The 16,438-nt window shown below is 47.5% G+C and carries 19 protein-coding genes; 14 read left to right on the top strand and 5 right to left on the bottom strand.

Annotated elements, in window-relative coordinates; translation table 11 throughout:
• Positions 1 to 65 precede the first annotated feature (65 nt).
• The 14 genes from NQ518_RS07985 (at position 66) to NQ518_RS07920 (ending at position 13,498) form a co-directional block, all read left to right on the top strand.
• Positions 66 to 365: a DUF4134 domain-containing protein gene (locus NQ518_RS07985; protein ID WP_004365102.1), complete on the top strand. Its 300-nt coding sequence runs from the start codon at positions 66 to 68 to the stop codon at positions 363 to 365.
• 4 nt (positions 366 to 369) lie between these two features.
• Positions 370 to 747, top strand: a complete 378-nt coding sequence (locus NQ518_RS07980) for a DUF4133 domain-containing protein (protein ID WP_023058419.1) — start codon at positions 370 to 372, stop codon at positions 745 to 747.
• Complete coding sequence (locus tag NQ518_RS07975; RefSeq protein WP_023058394.1) at positions 744 to 3,230, top strand: TraG family conjugative transposon ATPase; 2,487 nt, start codon at positions 744 to 746, stop codon at positions 3,228 to 3,230. The genes NQ518_RS07980 and NQ518_RS07975 overlap by 4 nt, the downstream gene beginning before the upstream one ends.
• A 33-nt stretch (positions 3,231 to 3,263) precedes the next feature.
• On the top strand, positions 3,264 to 3,893 hold the full coding sequence (locus NQ518_RS07970) for a DUF4141 domain-containing protein (RefSeq protein WP_023058438.1): 630 nt from the start codon (positions 3,264 to 3,266) through the stop codon (positions 3,891 to 3,893).
• A gap of 2 nt (positions 3,894 to 3,895) precedes the next feature.
• The gene (gene traJ / locus NQ518_RS07965) at positions 3,896 to 4,987 is read left to right on the top strand and encodes a conjugative transposon protein TraJ (protein WP_036883445.1); all 1,092 of its coding nucleotides are present in this window, start codon (positions 3,896 to 3,898) and stop codon (positions 4,985 to 4,987) included.
• Between the two features lie 6 nt (positions 4,988 to 4,993).
• Entirely contained in the window at positions 4,994 to 5,617 is a 624-nt protein-coding gene (gene traK / locus NQ518_RS07960; RefSeq protein ID WP_023058480.1) for a conjugative transposon protein TraK, read from the top strand.
• Entirely contained in the window at positions 5,614 to 5,946 is a 333-nt protein-coding gene (locus tag NQ518_RS07955) for a TraL conjugative transposon family protein (protein WP_023058404.1), read from the top strand. Before traK ends, NQ518_RS07955 begins: the two co-directional genes overlap by 4 nt.
• Entirely contained in the window at positions 5,897 to 7,258 is a 1,362-nt protein-coding gene (gene traM, locus NQ518_RS07950) for a conjugative transposon protein TraM (RefSeq protein WP_023058449.1), read from the top strand. Before NQ518_RS07955 ends, traM begins: the two co-directional genes overlap by 50 nt.
• A gap of 37 nt (positions 7,259 to 7,295) precedes the next feature.
• Positions 7,296 to 8,216 (top strand): conjugative transposon protein TraN, encoded by a 921-nt coding sequence (gene traN, locus NQ518_RS07945; protein ID WP_023058477.1) that lies wholly within the window; start codon positions 7,296 to 7,298, stop codon positions 8,214 to 8,216.
• Position 8,217: 1 nt separating this feature from the next.
• Positions 8,218 to 8,802 (top strand): conjugal transfer protein TraO, encoded by a 585-nt coding sequence (locus NQ518_RS07940; RefSeq protein ID WP_023058442.1) that lies wholly within the window; start codon positions 8,218 to 8,220, stop codon positions 8,800 to 8,802.
• Entirely contained in the window at positions 8,802 to 9,647 is an 846-nt protein-coding gene (locus NQ518_RS07935; RefSeq protein ID WP_023058448.1) for a toprim domain-containing protein, read from the top strand. Before NQ518_RS07940 ends, NQ518_RS07935 begins: the two co-directional genes overlap by 1 nt.
• A gap of 26 nt (positions 9,648 to 9,673) precedes the next feature.
• Positions 9,674 to 10,135 (top strand): DUF3872 domain-containing protein, encoded by a 462-nt coding sequence (locus tag NQ518_RS07930; protein WP_036873511.1) that lies wholly within the window; start codon positions 9,674 to 9,676, stop codon positions 10,133 to 10,135.
• Positions 10,119 to 10,628 (top strand): lysozyme, encoded by a 510-nt coding sequence (locus NQ518_RS07925; RefSeq protein WP_036873509.1) that lies wholly within the window; start codon positions 10,119 to 10,121, stop codon positions 10,626 to 10,628. The genes NQ518_RS07930 and NQ518_RS07925 overlap by 17 nt, the downstream gene beginning before the upstream one ends.
• A 122-nt stretch (positions 10,629 to 10,750) precedes the next feature.
• Positions 10,751 to 13,498 carry a TrlF family AAA-like ATPase gene (locus NQ518_RS07920; RefSeq protein ID WP_023058433.1) on the top strand — a complete coding sequence of 916 codons (2,748 nt, stop codon included), beginning with the start codon at positions 10,751 to 10,753 and terminating at the stop codon, positions 13,496 to 13,498.
• Positions 13,499 to 13,650: 152 nt separating this feature from the next.
• Here the strand turns inward: NQ518_RS07920 and NQ518_RS07915 are convergent, their stop codons facing one another.
• The 5 genes from NQ518_RS07915 to NQ518_RS07895 are packed head-to-tail and all read right to left on the bottom strand — an operon-like array spanning position 13,651 to position 16,431.
• Positions 13,651 to 13,881 carry a hypothetical protein gene (locus tag NQ518_RS07915; protein WP_023058463.1) on the bottom strand — a complete coding sequence of 77 codons (231 nt, stop codon included), beginning with the start codon at positions 13,879 to 13,881 and terminating at the stop codon, positions 13,651 to 13,653.
• A 4-nt stretch (positions 13,882 to 13,885) separates the two neighbouring features.
• The gene (locus tag NQ518_RS07910) at positions 13,886 to 14,140 is read right to left on the bottom strand and encodes a hypothetical protein (protein ID WP_023058484.1); all 255 of its coding nucleotides are present in this window, start codon (positions 14,138 to 14,140) and stop codon (positions 13,886 to 13,888) included.
• A gap of 26 nt (positions 14,141 to 14,166) precedes the next feature.
• Positions 14,167 to 15,441, bottom strand: a complete 1,275-nt coding sequence (locus tag NQ518_RS07905) for a PcfJ domain-containing protein (RefSeq protein ID WP_023058452.1) — start codon at positions 15,439 to 15,441, stop codon at positions 14,167 to 14,169.
• A 17-nt stretch (positions 15,442 to 15,458) separates the two neighbouring features.
• Positions 15,459 to 15,989, bottom strand: a complete 531-nt coding sequence (locus NQ518_RS07900) for an antirestriction protein ArdA (RefSeq protein ID WP_023058491.1) — start codon at positions 15,987 to 15,989, stop codon at positions 15,459 to 15,461.
• 22 nt (positions 15,990 to 16,011) lie between these two features.
• The gene (locus tag NQ518_RS07895; protein ID WP_023058460.1) at positions 16,012 to 16,431 is read right to left on the bottom strand and encodes a PcfK-like family protein; all 420 of its coding nucleotides are present in this window, start codon (positions 16,429 to 16,431) and stop codon (positions 16,012 to 16,014) included.
• Between the last annotated feature and the right edge of the window lie 7 nt (positions 16,432 to 16,438).

Below are 16,438 nucleotides of genomic sequence, written 5' to 3'. Positions count from 1 at the left end.
AAGTAACAACAGTATTCACCCGTCGAGAGAACATATCCAATCCTCTCGGCACAAAACAAAGATTTATGACCAAAAGACATTTTCTTATCGCAGCCGTTCTGCTGCTTTCCGCCTATTCCGCCTTTGCCCAAGGCAACGGCTTGTCGGGCATCAACCAAGCCACCAACATGGTAACGTCCTATTTTGACCCTGCCACGAAACTCATCTACGCCATCGGTGCGGTCGTGGGACTTATCGGCGGGGTAAAGGTCTATTCAAAGTTCTCGTCAGGCGACCCGGACACTTCGAAAACCGCTGCAAGCTGGTTTGGAGCCTGTATCTTCCTTATTGTCGCAGCCACCATTTTAAGAAGTTTCTTCCTCTAAGCCTATGGAGACCTATCCCATCAACAAGGGGATCGGTCGTTCGGTAGAGTTTCAGGGACTCAAAAGCCAATACCTGTTCATCTTCGCAGGAGGGCTGCTCGCCCTCTTCGTGCTGTTTGTCATCCTCTACATGGCGGGTGTCAATCAATGGATTTGTATCGGATTCGGAGGTACTGCCGCAGCCATCTTGGTGTGGCAGACCTTCTCCCTGAACAGGAAGTATGGGGAACACGGCCTGATGAAGCGTTCCGCGCTGCACAGCCATCCCCGTTACCTCATCAACCGACGACGCATTCCCCGTCTGCTACGGTACAAGGAGCTGCCAAGACGAAAGAGAAGAGAACGTAAAAGAACAAACAAAGGAAAGGAGGACAAAGAATGAGAAACGTACTGAAAGCCACCACGCTGGAAAACCGCTTCCCGCTGCTTGCCGTCGAAGAGGGCTGCATCATCTCGAAGGACGCCGACATCACGGTCGCTTTCCGTGTGGACTTGCCCGAACTCTATACGGTGACGAGTGCGGAGTATGCCTCTATCCATTCTTCTTGGGTAAAGGCAATCAAGGTGTTGCCGACCTACAGCGTCGTACACAAGCAGGATTGGTTTGTCAAGGAGGGCTACCGTCCGGACTTGCAAAAGGAGGAGATGAGTTTCCTCTCCCGCAGTTTCGAGCGACACTTCAATGAGCGACCGTTCTTGAATCACGCCTGCTATCTGTTCCTGACCAAGACGACCAAGAACCGCAACCGGCAGCAAAGCAACTTCTCCACCCTCTGCCGAGGACATATCATCCCCAAGGAGGTACGGGACAAGGATACTGCCCGCAAGTTCCTCGAAGCGACCGAGCAATTCGAGCGGATTATGAACGAAAGCGGTTTTATTCGCCTCTCTCGCCTAACGGACGAGGAGATTATCGGGACGGCGGAGACACCGGGACTGATTGAGAAGTATTTCTCGCTGTCCCTCTCCGACACGACGGTTTTGGAGGACATCGACCTCAAAGCCGACCAAATGCGTATCGGTGATAAGCGACTCTGCCTGCATACCCTTTCCGATACGGAAGACCTGCCCGGGCTGGTAGGCACGGATATGCGCTATGAGCGTTTATCCACTGACCGCAGCGACTGCCGCCTTTCCTTTGCCGCACCCGTGGGACTGTTGCTGCCGTGCAGCCATATCTACAACCAGTATGTGCTCATTGACGACAGTGCGGAGAACCTGCAACGCTTTGAGAAGAATGCACGGAACATGTACTCGCTCTCCCGCTACAGCCGAAGCAACCAGATCAATAAGCAGTGGATAGACGAGTATCTGAATGAGGCGCACAGCTTTGGGCTTACCTCCGTCCGCTGCCACTGCAACGTGCTGGCATGGAGCGAGGACGGCGAGGAACTCCGATGTATCCGCAACGACGTGGGCAGCCAGCTTGCCTTGATGGAGTGCAAGCCACGGCACAACACCGTGGACGTGCCTACGCTCTTTTGGGCAGGCATCCCGGGCAATGAAGCCGACTTCCCCGCCGAAGAGAGTTTCTACACCTTCATCGAACAGGCGGTCTGCTTCTTCAACGAGGAGACCAACTACCAAGATTCGCTCTCACCGTTCGGCATCAAGATGGCAGACCGCAGCGGCAAGCCGATTCACCTTGACATCTCCGACCTGCCGATGAAGAAAGGCATCATCACGAACCGTAACAAGTTCATCTTGGGACCCTCGGGCAGCGGTAAGTCGTTTTTCACCAACCATCTCTTGAGGCAGTACTGGGAACAGAATACCCATATCGTCTTAGTGGACACGGGAAACAGCTATCAGGGGCTGTGCGAGATGATACGCCACAAGACGCAGGGTGAGGACGGGGTCTATTTCACCTACACGGACGAAAGCCCCATCAGCTTCAACCCGTTCTATACACCGGACAAGGTGTTCGACGTGGAGAAGCGCGAGAGCATCAAGACATTGCTGCTGACCCTTTGGAAGAAGGATAACGAACCTGCCACACGCTCGGAGGAGGTCGCCCTCTCCAATGCCGTGTCGCTCTTTATCGAACGTATCAAGACGGACGACGGCATCGTACCCTCATTCAACAGCTTTTATGAGTTTCTCACTACCGATTATGCGACTTTGCTCCATGATAAGAAGGTCAGGGAAAAGGATTTTGACTTGGCTAATTTTCTCAACGTGCTGGAGCCGTACTATAAGGGTGGAGAATACGACTATCTATTGAACTCGGACAAGCAGCTCGATCTCTTGAACGCCCGCTTTATCGTCTTCGAAATCGACGCGATAAAGGATCATCCCATCCTTTTCCCCATCACGACCATCATCATTATGGAACTCTTCATCAACAAGATGCGACGGCTGAAGGGAATACGGAAAGTCATCCTTATCGAGGAGGCTTGGAAGGCGATTGCGTCCGCAAATATGGCGGGATATATAAAATACCTCTACAAAACGGTAAGAAAATTCTTCGGCGAGGCGGTCGTGGTTACACAGGAGGTGGACGACATCATCCAGTCGCCCATTGTCAAGGAAAGTATCATCAACAATTCCGACTGCAAGATACTGCTTGACCAGCGCAAGTACATGAACAAGTTCGATCAGATACAGGAACTCTTGGGACTGACGGACAAGGAACGGGGGCAGATACTCTCCATCAACCAGAGCAACGATGCCACAAGGTTATACAAGGAGGTGTGGATTGGGCTGGGTGGCGTACAGTCCGCCGTCTATGCCACGGAAGTGTCGAAAGCCGAATACCTCACCTACACGACGGAAGAGACGGAGAAGATGCGTGTGCTTGCCAGAGCCGAGCAACTTGGCGGCAACATGGAGCTTGCCGTCAGGCAACTTGCCGAAGAGAATTAGACAACAATAACATTCACTAAAATCCAAAGTAAAATGAGAAAGAAAATTTTAATGCTTATGGCGTGCGGTTGTCTCATGGCAGGTAGCGCACACGCCCAGTGGGTGGTCACAGACCCCACCAACCTTGCACAGAGCATCATCAACACCACCAAGGAAATCGTGCAGACCTCCAAGACGGTCAAGAACACGCTCGACAACTTCAAGGAGGTGGAGAAGCTCTACAATGAGAGCAAGAAGTACTACGATGCCCTGAAAAAGGTGAACGACCTCGTTCGTGATGCCCAAAGGGTAAAGGAGACCATTCTGATGGTCGGGGAAATCTCCGACATCTATGTGAACAACTACAAGAAGATGCTCTCCGACCCGAACTTCCGACCGGAGGAACTGATAGCCATTGCCAACGGCTATACCAAACTGCTCGGAGAGAGCAACAACCTGCTCAAGGAACTGAAACAGGTGGTGAACATCACCACACTGAAGATGACCGACAAGGAGCGTATGGACGTGGTGGACCACTGCTACAAGGAGGTGAGGGACTACCGCAACCTCGTGCGCTACTACACCAACAAGAACATCTCCGTGAGTTACCTCAGAGCCAAGGCGAAGAAGGATGCGGACAGGGTACTTGACCTGTACGGGACGGACAACGAAAGATACTGGTAGCCATGGGAGCGGAATTTGACAATCTGCATCAGGTGCTCCGTTCGCTTTATACGGAGATGATGCCCATGTGCGGCGACATGATTGCCGTTGCAAAGGGAATTGCGGGCTTGGGTGCTCTCTTCTATGTGGCACTCAGGATATGGCAGACGCTTGCCCGTGCCGAGCCTATCGACGTCTATCCACTGCTCCGTCCGTTCGCTCTCGGTCTCTGCATTCTCTTTTTCCCGATGGTCTTGGACACCATCAACGGTGTGCTCAGTCCCGTCGTGCAGGGAACGCACAAGATGATGGAGACGCAAACCTTCAAGATGGACGAGTACCGCAAGATGCGGGACAAGATAGAGTATGAGTCAATGGTGCGTGACCCGGAGACCGCCTACTTGGTGAGCAACGAGGAGTTCGATAAAAAAATAGATGAACTCGGTCTTTCGCCTTCGGATATGGCAACGATGGCAGGGATGTATGTGGAACGCAGTATGTACAACTTCAAAAAATGGTTCCGTAATATGGTGCGGGAGTTTTTGGAACTGCTCTTCGCCGCTTCCGCCCTGCTCATCGACACGCTCAGGACTTTCTTCCTGATTGTCCTCTCCATCTTGGGACCGATAGCCTTCGCCATCTCCGTATGGGACGGTTTTCAGAGTACCCTCACGCAATGGATTACGAGGTATGTCTCCATCTATTTCTGGCTGCCCGTGGCGGACTTGTTCAGTTCGATGCTGGCAAAAATCCAGGAACTGATGCTCAAGCACGACATCACACAGTTACAGAACGACCCGACCTATTCCATAGATGCCTCGAACGGTGTGTATTTGGTCTTTATGATCATCGGTATCATCGGCTACTTTACCGTTCCCACCGTTGCCGGTTGGATTATCCAAGCGGGAGGTGCAGGGAACTATGGCAAGAACGTGGGACTTGCTGCTTCAAAGGGTGCAGGTATCGCAGGTGCCGTGGGTGGAGCCGTCGGCGGTTTCGCCGGAGGACACGCACGAAATGCGATGAACTATGCGGGTAGCAAGGGCAAGGAGATTGCCGGGAAGTTATTTCATCGGGGAGGAAACAAATCCTCCGAACCATCGGAACAAAATTAAAAAGCTATGGAATTTAAGTCATTAAAGAATATCGAAACGAGTTTCAGGCAGATACGCCTCTTTACCTTGGTCGTCATCTGCCTGTGTGCTACCCTTGCGGGCTATTCGGTATGGAGTGCCTACTCCTTTGCCGAAGCCCAGAGGCAGAAAATATATGTATTGGATGGCGGTAAGTCGCTGATGCTCGCCCTGTCGCAGGATCTGTCGCAGAATAGACCCGCGGAAGCCAAGGAGCATATCCGCCGCTTCCACGAACTGTTCTTCACGCTTTCACCAGACAAGAATGCGATTGAAAGCAATATCTCCCGTGCATTGCTCTTGGCGGACAAGAGTGCCTACAACTATTATCGGGATTTCTCAGAGAAGGGATATTACAACCGTATCATTGCGGGCAACATCAACCAAGTCGTGCAGGTGGACAGCGTGGTATGCAACTTCAACCGCTATCCGTATTCCGCAAGGACGTATGCCCGACAGTTGATTATCCGTGCCAGCAACGTCACGGAACGCAGCCTCGTTACGGAGTGCCGCCTGCTGAACACGAACCGAAGCGACGACAACCCGAACGGTTTTAACATCGAGGGATTTGAGATTTTGGAGAACAAGGACATCAGTACCCGTAAGCGATGAAAAAGAAAAGTCTGTTCCGAATGATGCAGGAGGGAGCGGAGGCAAGGCTCCGCCGCCTGTGCGGACGCATCCCCGCTCATTTGAGGCTGTATGTCGTCCTGACGATGCTTCTCTTTTTCGCCATACTTGCCAACTATGTTTTCTTCAACGGTTTGTACCGTATCTTCTCAGACGGAGACTCCGAGGAGGAAACGTTACCGGCAATCGAGCATATCGAAACCCCTGAAGTAAGGCGGCTCTATCCCAACGACAGTATCAACCTATTAAAGTATTACGATTATGTACCCATTCAAAAGAAAGACAGCCTCCAATACGAGCACCTCGCCTGAACTGACGGAGGAAGAAAAACAAAGGCGAAAGAAGTTTGTCATTTACCCGCTGATGTTCCTGCTTTTTGCAGGCTGTATGTGGCTCATCTTTGCCCCATCGAAGAAAGAGGAGGAGCAGGACAGCCAAGGTTTCAATACGGAAATGCCGGATCCGCAAGCCTCGGAACTCATCGGCGATAAGAAGAAAGCCTACGAAAAGGAGATGATGGAACAGAAGGAACAGGAACGAAGCCGTGCCATGCAAAGCCTCAGTTCCATGTTCGGGGAGATGACAGGAGGACAACCGGTGCAGAGTTCCGAAGAGTTGGCATTGAAGACGGATTTGTCGGAAAGAGATAACGGTTTCGGCTCTCGTACCACTGCTCCACAAGAGGGATTCCATGCTTCGGCTTCCGCTTACCAAGACATCAACCGCACGCTCGGCAGTTTCTATGAAGCACCAAGAGAAGACCCGGAAAAAGAGGAAATGCGTACCCGTTTGAAGGAGTTGGAAAGTCGTATGAGTGCCGAGCAGCAGTCGCCCGCTATAACCGTGAACGACCAGATGGCACTGCTCGAAAAATCCTATCAACTGGCAGCCAAGTATATGCCCGCAGGAGGTAATGGACAATCTGCTTCGGTGACACATACCTCGGGGAATGAGACGGCTTCCGAAAGGAAAGCGGTCTCTTCCGGTCGCAATGGAAAGGCAATGGCGTTTCCTGTCAGGCAGGTGAGCGGTCAAGTGGTGTCGGCTCTGGCACAGCCGATGAGCGACTCGACTTTCCGCTCCGAATATGTCAAGGAGAGGAACTATATGTTTCAAACGGCTATCGGGACAATCTCGCAGACGGAGAGAAACACCATATCAGCCTGTGTGTATAACAATCAGACGGTTATGGATGGGCAGACGGTGCGTTTCCGTCTCTTGGAGCCGATGTTGGTATCGGGCAGGGAGATTCCACGCAATGCCCTTGTCGTGGGAACGGCAAAGTTGCAGGGCGAACGACTCTCCATTGTCATTTCCTCATTGGAGTATCGGGGAAGCATCATTCCCGTGGAGCTGTCGGTCTATGACACGGACGGACAGGCAGGGATATTCATTCCCGGCTCGATGGAACGCAGTGCCGCCAAGGAAATCGTTGCGGGTATGGGGACATCCGTAGGCAGCAGCGTGAACATCTCCACTGATGCAAAAGCACAGCTTGCCTCCGACCTCGGCAAGGGGCTGATACAGGGAACAAGCCAATACTTTGCAAAGAAGATGCGTACCGTCAAGGTGCATCTGAAGGCAGGTTATAAGGTGCTACTCTATCAGCCAGAGAACAAGTAAATCACAATTATTATTCACCACTTTAATCCAAAGTAAAATGAAAAGAACAGTTTTAGCCATCGCCCTGATGCTGGGCGTAGTCTGTGCGAACGCACAGGAAACAACTTCAAGCGGAGACCTCTATGAGGGACTGACACGTAAAATCGCCTTTGAGCGCATGATACCGCCTCACGGGTTGGAAATCACCTACGATAAGACGGTGCACATCATCTTCCCCTCCGCCGTTCGCTATGTGGATTTGGGTTCGCCCAACCTCATTGCGGGTAAGGCGGACGGAGCGGAGAACGTCATCCGTGTGAAAGCGACGGTCAAGAACTTCCGGGAGGAGACGAATATGAGCGTCATCACGGAGGACGGTGCGTTTTACACCTTTAATGTCAAGTATGCCGACGAGCCGCTGCTCTTGAACGTGGAGATGACGGACTTTATTCATGACGGTGCGAGCGTAAACCGCCCAAACAATGCGATGGAGGTCTATCTGAAGGAACTTGGCAGCGAGAGTCCGATGCTGGTAAGGCTCATCATGAAGTCCATCCATAAGGAGAATAGGCGTACCGTCAAGCACATCGGCAGCAAGGCGTTTGGCATTCAATATTTGCTTCGAGGTCTGTACTCGCACAACGGGTTACTGTACTTCCACACCGAACTGCGCAACAAATCCAACGTTCCGTTCGACATCGACTTCATCACGTTCAAAATCGTGGATAAGAAGGTTGCCAAGCAGACCGCCATGCAGGAGCAGGTACTGCTTCCGCTGCGTGCCTACAACTATGTTACCTGTGTGGCGGGACAGAAGAGCGGTCGCACGGTGTTCACGCTTCAGAAGTTCACCATCCCCGATGACAAGCAGCTCATTGTGGAGATGCACGAGAAAAACGGTGGGCGACATCAGTCCTTCATCGTGGAGAACGAAGACCTTGTGCGTGCAGGGGAGATTGACGAACTCAGAGTGAAGTAATATGAGAAAGTCTCTATTTTCCATATTTATCGTGATGCTTGCCCTCTTTGCAGGGCAGGCACACGCCCAACGCTGTCTGCCCAAAATGAAGGGCATACGCCTGACCGCAGGCATGGCGGACGGCTTTTATGCCAAGTCTGCCAGCAACAACACAGGCTATATGTTCGGGGCTTCGCTTGCCACCTACACTAAAGGCGGACATCAATGGGTGCTTGGGGCGGAGTATCTCTGCAGATACCACCCTTATCGGGATAGCCGTATCCCTACGGAGCAGTTCACGGGCGAGGGAGGTTTCTTCTGTAATATGCTGTCCGACGGGAGCAAGACCTTCTTCCTCTCCGCAGGCGTTTCTGCCTTGGCGGGATATGAGACGGTCAATGGTGGAAAGAAACTGCTCTTTGACGGCTCGACGCTACGAAATAAGGACGGCTTTCTTTATGGTGGTGCCGTTACCTTGCAGGCGGAGACTTATCTGACGGACAGATTGGTGTTATTGTTCTATGGCAGGGAGTGTTGTCTGTGGGGTGGCTCTACGGAGCGTTTCCATGCCCAGTACGGTGTCGGACTGAAAATCATGCTGGACTGATGGACGTGCGACAAATGAGAAAAATCCCCATTGCGGACTTCCTGAACGCAATGGGGATTCAGCCAAAAAAGCAGAAAGGTGGCATTCTCTGGTACAATGCTCCTTACCGCACGGAACGGACACCCTCGTTCAAGGTCGATACGAATAAAAATGTATGGTTCGACTTTGGAATCGGCAAAGGGGGCGACATTTTCGACTTAGCAGGAGAGTTTATCGGAAGCGGTGACTTCCTCCTGCGGGCGGCTTTCATTGCAAAGAGTGGAACGTGTCCGCCACTTGCTTTGGAACAACCGCAAAGAAGCGAAAGGAAAGGACTTGTCTTCGAGGATATTTGGGTGCGACCATTGCAGAATCCCAGACTGCTGGGTTATCTGGAAGAACGGGGAATCAATGCCCACGTTGCCATACCCAACTGCGAGGAGGTTCGATACCGGGTGCATGGCAAACGGTACTATGCCATCGGCTTTCGTAATGAGGCAGGAGGAATGGAATTGCGTAATCGCTTCTTCAAGGGCTGCATCCCTCCGAAGGATATTTCACTGAAGCGTAACGGTTCGGACGTGTGTGCCGTATTCGAGGGCTTTATGGATTACCTCTCCGCTATGCAAATGGGCATCATCGCTTCGGACTGGCTTGTGCTTAATTCCGTCTCCAACGTGGAAAAAGCGGAGAAAGCCTTGCAGGGCTATGAAAGGATAGAATGCTTCCTCGACAATGACGAGGCAGGGAGAAGGACTTTTCAGAGATTGCATGGCTGTTTCGGGGAGAAGGTCATCGACCGTTCTGCCCTATATGCCAAACATAAGGATTTGAATGACTACCTGCTGTCTCAAAGGCGGGTGTGAGTGTATAATATAAAATGTAACAAACAATGAAGAAGAAAATATTGAATACAATTTGGGTAATGGGGGTACTCTCCATTGCTGTGTTTTGTTTATCTGCTTGTAATCACGAGCTGGATATTCAGCAGGCGTATCCGTTCACGGTAGAGACAATGCCGGTGCAGAAGCATATCGCCAAGGGACAGACGGCGGAAATACGCTGCACGCTCAAACGGCAGGGGCGATTTGAAGATGCACGCTATACCATCCGTTATTTCCAACCCGATGGTAGGGGGAGATTGAAGATGGATAACGGTATGGTCTTCAAGCCCAATGACCGTTATCCGCTCACGAAAGAAGAGTTCAGGCTATACTATACTTCCGCATCCACAGACCAACAGACAATAGATGTGTATGTGGAGGACAACTTCGGGCAGACGGCAAAGCTCTCGTTTGAGTTCAACAGTCAGAAGAACGAGGAAAAGGAGAAGAAGGATGAGGATAGGAAGTAAACTTGTCGTCTTGTGCCTTGTCTGCCTTTCCTGCTTACGGCTTTCGGCTCAGGACAGAAGAAATGTACTTCTCTCGTTGCCGCCCTTTGAGCGTGCCGTTGTCTGCATCAAGCATTTTGAGGGCTTACACGGGTTCAAAGATGCTCCCTATGTCGGATACGGGCATCAGCTCTTGCCGGGCGAACATTTCACGGCAGCGATGACGGAACGGCAGGCGGACTCGCTGCTCCGGTCAGACCTGATGAAGCGTCTGATGATGTTCAAGGACTACGGCAAGGATGCTTTGTTGCTTGCCGTTCTGTCCTACAATGTTGGAGCGGGTAGGTTGCTGGGATACGGGAAGTATCCCAAGAGCCGACTGCTACGAAAGATAGAGTCGGGCGACAGGGATTTCTACCGTGAATTTGTCTCTTTTTGCCAATACAAAGGCAAAGTTCTGCGAGGACTTGTCAAACGGCGAAAGGTGGAGTTTGCCCTGTTTTATATACCTTGATTATCAAATACGCCTCTTGCGACATTTTTATGTTCTGCAAGGGGCGTTTTTTCGCCGTTTTATTCGCCTTTCTCGTTATGAATGAGTACCTTTGCGAAAGGTAATATTAATATAGAAAAATCATGAACAGAGGATCGGAATGGAGAATTTGGGACTTGCATGTCCATACTCCTTTTTCTTTGGAGCATAATTATAAGTGCTCTCCTGATGAAGATATATGGGAGAAGTATATAGATGCTTTAGAGCATCTTCCCGATGATATAAAAGTTCTTGGTATCAATGACTATCTTTTTATTGATGGTTATCGTAAAATTCTTGATTATAAAGAACAAGGTAGGCTGCAAAATATAGAGTTGATACTACCTGTTGTCGAGTTTAGGTTATCAAAGTTCTGTGGAAATAAGAAGTTTAAAAGAATAAACTACCATGTCATTTTTTCTAATGAACTAACCCCTGATCAAATTCAGCAGCAATTCTTGAATGCTCTCACTGCGCATTATACATTAAGTCCAGACTGTACTCAACAGTGGGGTGGAGTTATTTCAATAGAAAGTATTCAAGATTTAGGAGAACGGATTATAGCCTCTGTACCAGAAAATGAACACCAACACTATGGAAGTCCATTAAGAGAAGGATTTAATAATCTCAATCTTGAGACGTCTGTCATTAAAAATGCTTTATCAAATGCCAATCAGATATTTGAGGGCAAATTCATGACAGCTATTGGTAAAACAGAATGGGAAGATTTCAAATGGAACGATAATTCTATAGCAGAAAAAAAGAGTATCATTAATGATGTTGATATAGTATTTACCGCAGCCGAGGATATCGAAGCATACAATAAATCAAAAGAAAAACTACATGAACAAGGTGTAAATGATTTGCTATTAGATTGTAGTGATGCCCATTCTTTTGCAGACCAGATTGAGCTAAAGGATAGATTGGGAAATTGTAAAACTTGGATTAAGGCTGATACTACATTCGAAGGACTAAAACAGATTCTGTTTGAACCAGAGGATAGAGTGAAGATTCAAATAACCAAACCTGACGAGAAGAATATTTATCAGGTAATTGATAGTATAACATTAAAAGAGGATGATTTTTGGGATGGGAAAATTTTTCTCAATCCTAACTTAAATACTATCATAGGAGGACGTTCTACAGGGAAATCATCATTACTTAAAGCAATAGCTGCTAAGCATGGAAATAAAGAAGTTGGAGAAGGTGATTTTATTAGACAACATCTTGATGGGGTTTCTATCAGATGGCAGGATGGAAATAATCAACTCGGTCGTGAAATAGAATATTTCCGACAAAGTTACATGCACGAGATTGCTTTTGACTCAGAAAAGACGAATAAAATAGTAGAAGACATAATAAAGAGCAAAGATGAAAATAGAATTTTAGAGAATTATTATACTCATCTTACAGATGTTTCTAAAAGTGTAACGGATGGAGTTTTCTATGTTTTTCAACTGCAAAAAGAGATTGATTCTCTAAAAAAGAGTTTATCAGAAAAAGGTAATAGGGATGGTGTTCAACAACAATTGCAACTATTGAAAACAAAAGCATCTACTCTGCAAAAAGATGGAGCATTAACACAAGAAGAAAGAGTTTCATTTGATGCTTATGTATATCAAATTCAAGAAAAGAAGAAACTTATTGCTGCGGCAGATAACGACCTTGAGTTGTTGAATAGATTAAAAAATCTCACTCCATTCGATTCTTCCTTTGAGAAAAAATGGGATTTTGATAAATTATCTTTTGGGTTGAATCAGTATGAAGTAGATCGTCTGTTTAATGGTTTGAAAGTAAGAACTGAAATGGAATGGACAGAGATCGTCCAAAAAATCATAGAAGATACCTCTAAAGCAAAAGACCAAATAGCCACGGAGATACAAACAATAATAGCTTCTGATATCTACAAAAAAGGATTACGGATATTTGAGGACAATAAGGAATTAAAAGATATTAATAGCAAAATACAAGAAGAAGAAAGAAAGCTTACTGCAATTGATGAGATACAGAAAAAGCTTGAGCAAGCAAGGCTACAACGAGAAGAATCAATCCGTAAAGTCATTGACAATCATTGCTCTTATAAAATAAGCGCAAATGATATTTGTAATAACTTAGCCATCACTTATGATAAACTTGATATTCGTGTAAAACTCACTTTTCACAAGCAAGAAATGCGAGTCTTTTTGGAGACCAGACTAAATCAAAGAGGTTATGAACGTCAAGAATATCTACAAGAATTGCTAAATAAATATGATGAAGATAACAAAGCAATTAGTTTGGACTTCTTTAAGAATCTTCTTTCAGAGAAAGTGCTTCTGAAGAATGGATATGAAGCATTAAATGTTGTAACAGAATTTCTTACCCACAGTTGGTATAGCCTTGATTATAGCTTGACTTATCAAGGGGATAATTTTGTTAATATGTCAGAGGGAAAACAAGCTTTTGTTATCCTGAAACTACTTTTGGATTTTAGTGATAAGAAATGCCCAATACTCATAGACCAACCAGAGGATAGTCTTGATAATCGCGCGATTTATCATGAATTAGTAGCATACATCAAACGGAAAAAGAAAGAGCGACAAATAATATTGGTGACGCACAATTCCAATGTTGTGGTAAGTGCAGACGCAGAAAATGTAATTGTAGCTAATCAAGAAGGTGCGGATACGCCCAACTTAGGAGGTTTGAAATTTCAATATATCAACGGATCTTTGGAAGACACCAAGCAAAGAGACGAAAATGCTGAGTATATATTATCTTCACAAGGTATCCGTGAACACATATGTGATATTTTGGAAGGAGGGCGTGTTGCTTTTGAGAAACGTGAACAAAAATACGGCTTTAGAAGATAGAACAATATTTGGATGGGCTTTTTGTTACTTTTGAGCCGTCTCAACTCACTGTCAAAAGTAACGAGGTGTTTTTTATTGGGGTTTCTTTGCTCCTTTCTTTATCTGCTTAGGCTCACGAAAGAAAGGAGCGATTGGCAAATCTGCCGACCGCATTACTTCATCTGTTCTTCTTGAATGGTTATCCGTCCCGTCCTGACTTCAGGGTGGGTGGAGAAAGCCCAATTCACCTCTTCATCGGGTAAGGTGCTGTGAATATTCCCACCCATTACCAATCCGCAATTCTGAATGACCTTTTGCTGTGCGTCCTCCCTGCTTTCGGCAACAACCTCAAACACTCCCTCGAAAATGTACTGCGTCCGTACTCTATAAACTTTCTTCTTCATATTCTCAAAACTCAACTTTTAATAATCTGTGTTCCATCGGCTCACCATTCGATAACCTGCGGTGGGTAAGCCAAAAATGATGTGTGCCATAACCATAGGCAAAGAACTTGTCAAGTTCCGTTTCTTCGGCTATCCGCTTGACGGCAGCTCTCAGTTCCTCTTCATTGACGGATAAAGTAATGGCATTGATTACCCTTATAAGGATATGGGGTATCTCGTCCGCCCAATTACATACGATGCTTTCAATTTCTGCTTTCATATCTGTGATATTTTGGTGATTGTTGCTTATGCTGTCGCTCTCATTCTCTGTCTTATCAATTTGCGGTTGGCATTCACGAGGCTTACGATTTGGTCGTGGTACTCTGTGTTTTGATTACAAACGCCACGACTTTGCACAACTTTGAGCGTGTCCAAATTAACCTCAATCGTTTCTATCCGTTTGCCCTCAATGGTTGCCGAAAGGATAAGCGAGTTTTCTTTGAGATAGTAGGCACTATCAAATACGCAATGGTGCATTGCCACCCCCTCCTCCAAATGTTCCTGCACACTCTCCAATACGTGGACTTGGATTGTGCCGTTTGTGAAGCAAAGACCGAAGAACTTGGATTTGAGTTCTTGAAAACGCTCCTCGTCCTCCATCGCCTTCCTGCGTTTCCTCTCTATTTCCTCCTTTTCTCTCTGTTTGCGAAGCTCGTTTTGCCTGCGGTCGTGTTCCCGATATAGGTCGGTGGGGCAAACATACTTCGGGCTGTGTGTGTCCTTGCCCAACCTGCGGAGCATATCCACATAGTCACACCATATAGAAATGTCCTCTATGTCATAGCCGTTTCGAGTGGCAACCTTATAGGACTGCCAACAAGTGTCAAATGTCCTTGAATTGTAGAGGAAGTATTTCAAATGCTCGGCTCTGCCTGCTTTCAGCAAGGTTTCCGCCCGACTGTCGGATAATATAGCGGGGATAAGGATTGTCGGGGCAATGCCGTGAAAATCGTCCTCAAATCCATTCCTGCGGAGTGTGTCCATAACCTTGAATTTGGGATATATCGGTGAGTACGATATATGACGGTAGGCTTCGTTATCGTTGCGTACTGCCATTGGCGAACAGAAAGAAAAGGTGTCAATGTATCTGCCTAATGTTCGTTGAACGGCTATCACTGATTGCCGTCCTTGTGCGTTCCACCAATATTGACCAATTTCAAGGGTATATGATGAAGCCTTGCAACCTTTCTCCATTTCCACAGAAAGAAGAAACATTCTTAGTACTTGGTACTCTCCGCAAGCGGTAAGTATCGTAAAGTATTGCTTCTGCCTAATCTTGCGTTCAAAGGTTTCCTTGACCTGCAACCTTGCCCCGCAATGGGGGCAGGTGCAAGTGTCCGTTGGCTTTTCCATTGTCCAACTATGCCCACAATCCATACACGTTGTGCGACCTTTGGGCAGTCGGTAGGCGAAATGGTCTATACACTCACGGAATGCCCATTTGCTCTGTGTCTTGGTTATCGGGCGAAGGTGCTTGCTCTCGGCAAGGACAGCCTTCTCATATCTGTTTCTTGGTTTCATTTTCTATCCTCCTTGTTTTATTCGTTGCGAAATACATAACCGTCCTTATACCAAAAGTCTGTGTCAAAAAGGTCATCGGCATATTTGGAGAAGTCGAAGTAACTCAGTGCAAAATCGGATAAATCGTTCTTCATTTTCACAATTTCCTCCGCAAAATCCTCCCTGCTTGCATAACTGCCCATATAGGCGGATTGAAAAGCCTTTACAAGGCTGTATGCGTCTTGGGTGATATGGGCATTGTTGCCGTCCGCCCATTCCCAAAAGGCTTCTTTCTCCGTGTCATTCAATCTGTCCAACTCGTCCCGAAGTTCAAAGAAGTTTTCATCCAAATGACCTTCGTTTATCAGACCATCGGGGATTTCCTCCCACGCTTGGAACATATATTCGGGTTCTTCCTCATCCTCGTGTATCTCGGCACAACGCTCCATAAAGTCGTCCAAATCGTAGAAGTCCGAAAGTTCCACCCATTCTCCCTGCAATGAGCCGTTGTTGTACTTGGCATAAGTGCCTACATAGATGCGTGCTTCGCTTAAATCCATTGTTTCCATTTTCCTTTCGTTGTTTAAGGGATTAAAACTCGAATAGTGAGGGTTGTGATACGATTTCCGTTGTCTCGGCTTTCTTTGGTCTTGCGTTACGGCTTTTTATTTTGGAGAGTTCTTCACGTTGGTATTGCTCTACGGCTCTCTGTCTGGCTTCCGCCTTCTCCTCATCCGTGAGTTCGATGGTGTGGTTTACCACCACTTTGCAGGAATTAGGCTTGCCTACCTCTATGTCGTCCTCGTCATAGTAATGCACTGCCATAGAGTAGATTTCATCGTCCGAAAATCCCGAATAACCGCTTTTCTGTACCTCGCTGAGGATATAGGTTACACACTCGTCTATGTTCTTGTTTTCCTTGCGGAAACTCTCCGCAAAGAGTTCATCGTATGATGCTCGGTTCTCCAAATAACATTGGATTACGCTCTTGAAATGCTCTGTACCTTTCATTGTCTTT

This window comes from Hoylesella buccalis ATCC 35310, from assembly GCF_025151385.1.
Classification (GTDB): Bacteria; Bacteroidota; Bacteroidia; order Bacteroidales; family Bacteroidaceae; genus Prevotella; species Prevotella buccalis.
This window is presented reverse-complemented; position numbering and strand designations above follow the sequence as displayed.

What these genes read in the sequence shown, in the direction of transcription:
- NQ518_RS07935 (WP_023058448.1), top strand. Translation starts at nt 8,802, where the DNA reads ATGGACGTGCGACAAATGAGAAAAATCCCCATTGCGGACTTCCTGAAC.
- NQ518_RS07975 (WP_023058394.1), top strand. Translation starts at nt 744, where the DNA reads ATGAGAAACGTACTGAAAGCCACCACGCTGGAAAACCGCTTCCCGCTG.
- NQ518_RS07940 (WP_023058442.1), top strand. Translation starts at nt 8,218, where the DNA reads ATGAGAAAGTCTCTATTTTCCATATTTATCGTGATGCTTGCCCTCTTT.
- traN (WP_023058477.1), top strand. Translation starts at nt 7,296, where the DNA reads ATGAAAAGAACAGTTTTAGCCATCGCCCTGATGCTGGGCGTAGTCTGT.
- NQ518_RS07980 (WP_023058419.1), top strand. Translation starts at nt 370, where the DNA reads ATGGAGACCTATCCCATCAACAAGGGGATCGGTCGTTCGGTAGAGTTT.
- NQ518_RS07925 (WP_036873509.1), top strand. Translation starts at nt 10,119, where the DNA reads ATGAGGATAGGAAGTAAACTTGTCGTCTTGTGCCTTGTCTGCCTTTCC.
- NQ518_RS07915 (WP_023058463.1), bottom strand. Translation starts at nt 13,881, where the DNA reads ATGAAGAAGAAAGTTTATAGAGTACGGACGCAGTACATTTTCGAGGGA.
- NQ518_RS07920 (WP_023058433.1), top strand. Translation starts at nt 10,751, where the DNA reads ATGAACAGAGGATCGGAATGGAGAATTTGGGACTTGCATGTCCATACT.
- NQ518_RS07970 (WP_023058438.1), top strand. Translation starts at nt 3,264, where the DNA reads ATGAGAAAGAAAATTTTAATGCTTATGGCGTGCGGTTGTCTCATGGCA.
- traK (WP_023058480.1), top strand. Translation starts at nt 4,994, where the DNA reads ATGGAATTTAAGTCATTAAAGAATATCGAAACGAGTTTCAGGCAGATA.
- traJ (WP_036883445.1), top strand. Translation starts at nt 3,896, where the DNA reads ATGGGAGCGGAATTTGACAATCTGCATCAGGTGCTCCGTTCGCTTTAT.
- NQ518_RS07985 (WP_004365102.1), top strand. Translation starts at nt 66, where the DNA reads ATGACCAAAAGACATTTTCTTATCGCAGCCGTTCTGCTGCTTTCCGCC.
- NQ518_RS07930 (WP_036873511.1), top strand. Translation starts at nt 9,674, where the DNA reads ATGAAGAAGAAAATATTGAATACAATTTGGGTAATGGGGGTACTCTCC.
- NQ518_RS07905 (WP_023058452.1), bottom strand. Translation starts at nt 15,441, where the DNA reads ATGAAACCAAGAAACAGATATGAGAAGGCTGTCCTTGCCGAGAGCAAG.
- NQ518_RS07955 (WP_023058404.1), top strand. Translation starts at nt 5,614, where the DNA reads ATGAAAAAGAAAAGTCTGTTCCGAATGATGCAGGAGGGAGCGGAGGCA.
- traM (WP_023058449.1), top strand. Translation starts at nt 5,897, where the DNA reads ATGTACCCATTCAAAAGAAAGACAGCCTCCAATACGAGCACCTCGCCT.
- NQ518_RS07895 (WP_023058460.1), bottom strand. Translation starts at nt 16,431, where the DNA reads ATGAAAGGTACAGAGCATTTCAAGAGCGTAATCCAATGTTATTTGGAG.
- NQ518_RS07900 (WP_023058491.1), bottom strand. Translation starts at nt 15,989, where the DNA reads ATGGAAACAATGGATTTAAGCGAAGCACGCATCTATGTAGGCACTTAT.
- NQ518_RS07910 (WP_023058484.1), bottom strand. Translation starts at nt 14,140, where the DNA reads ATGAAAGCAGAAATTGAAAGCATCGTATGTAATTGGGCGGACGAGATA.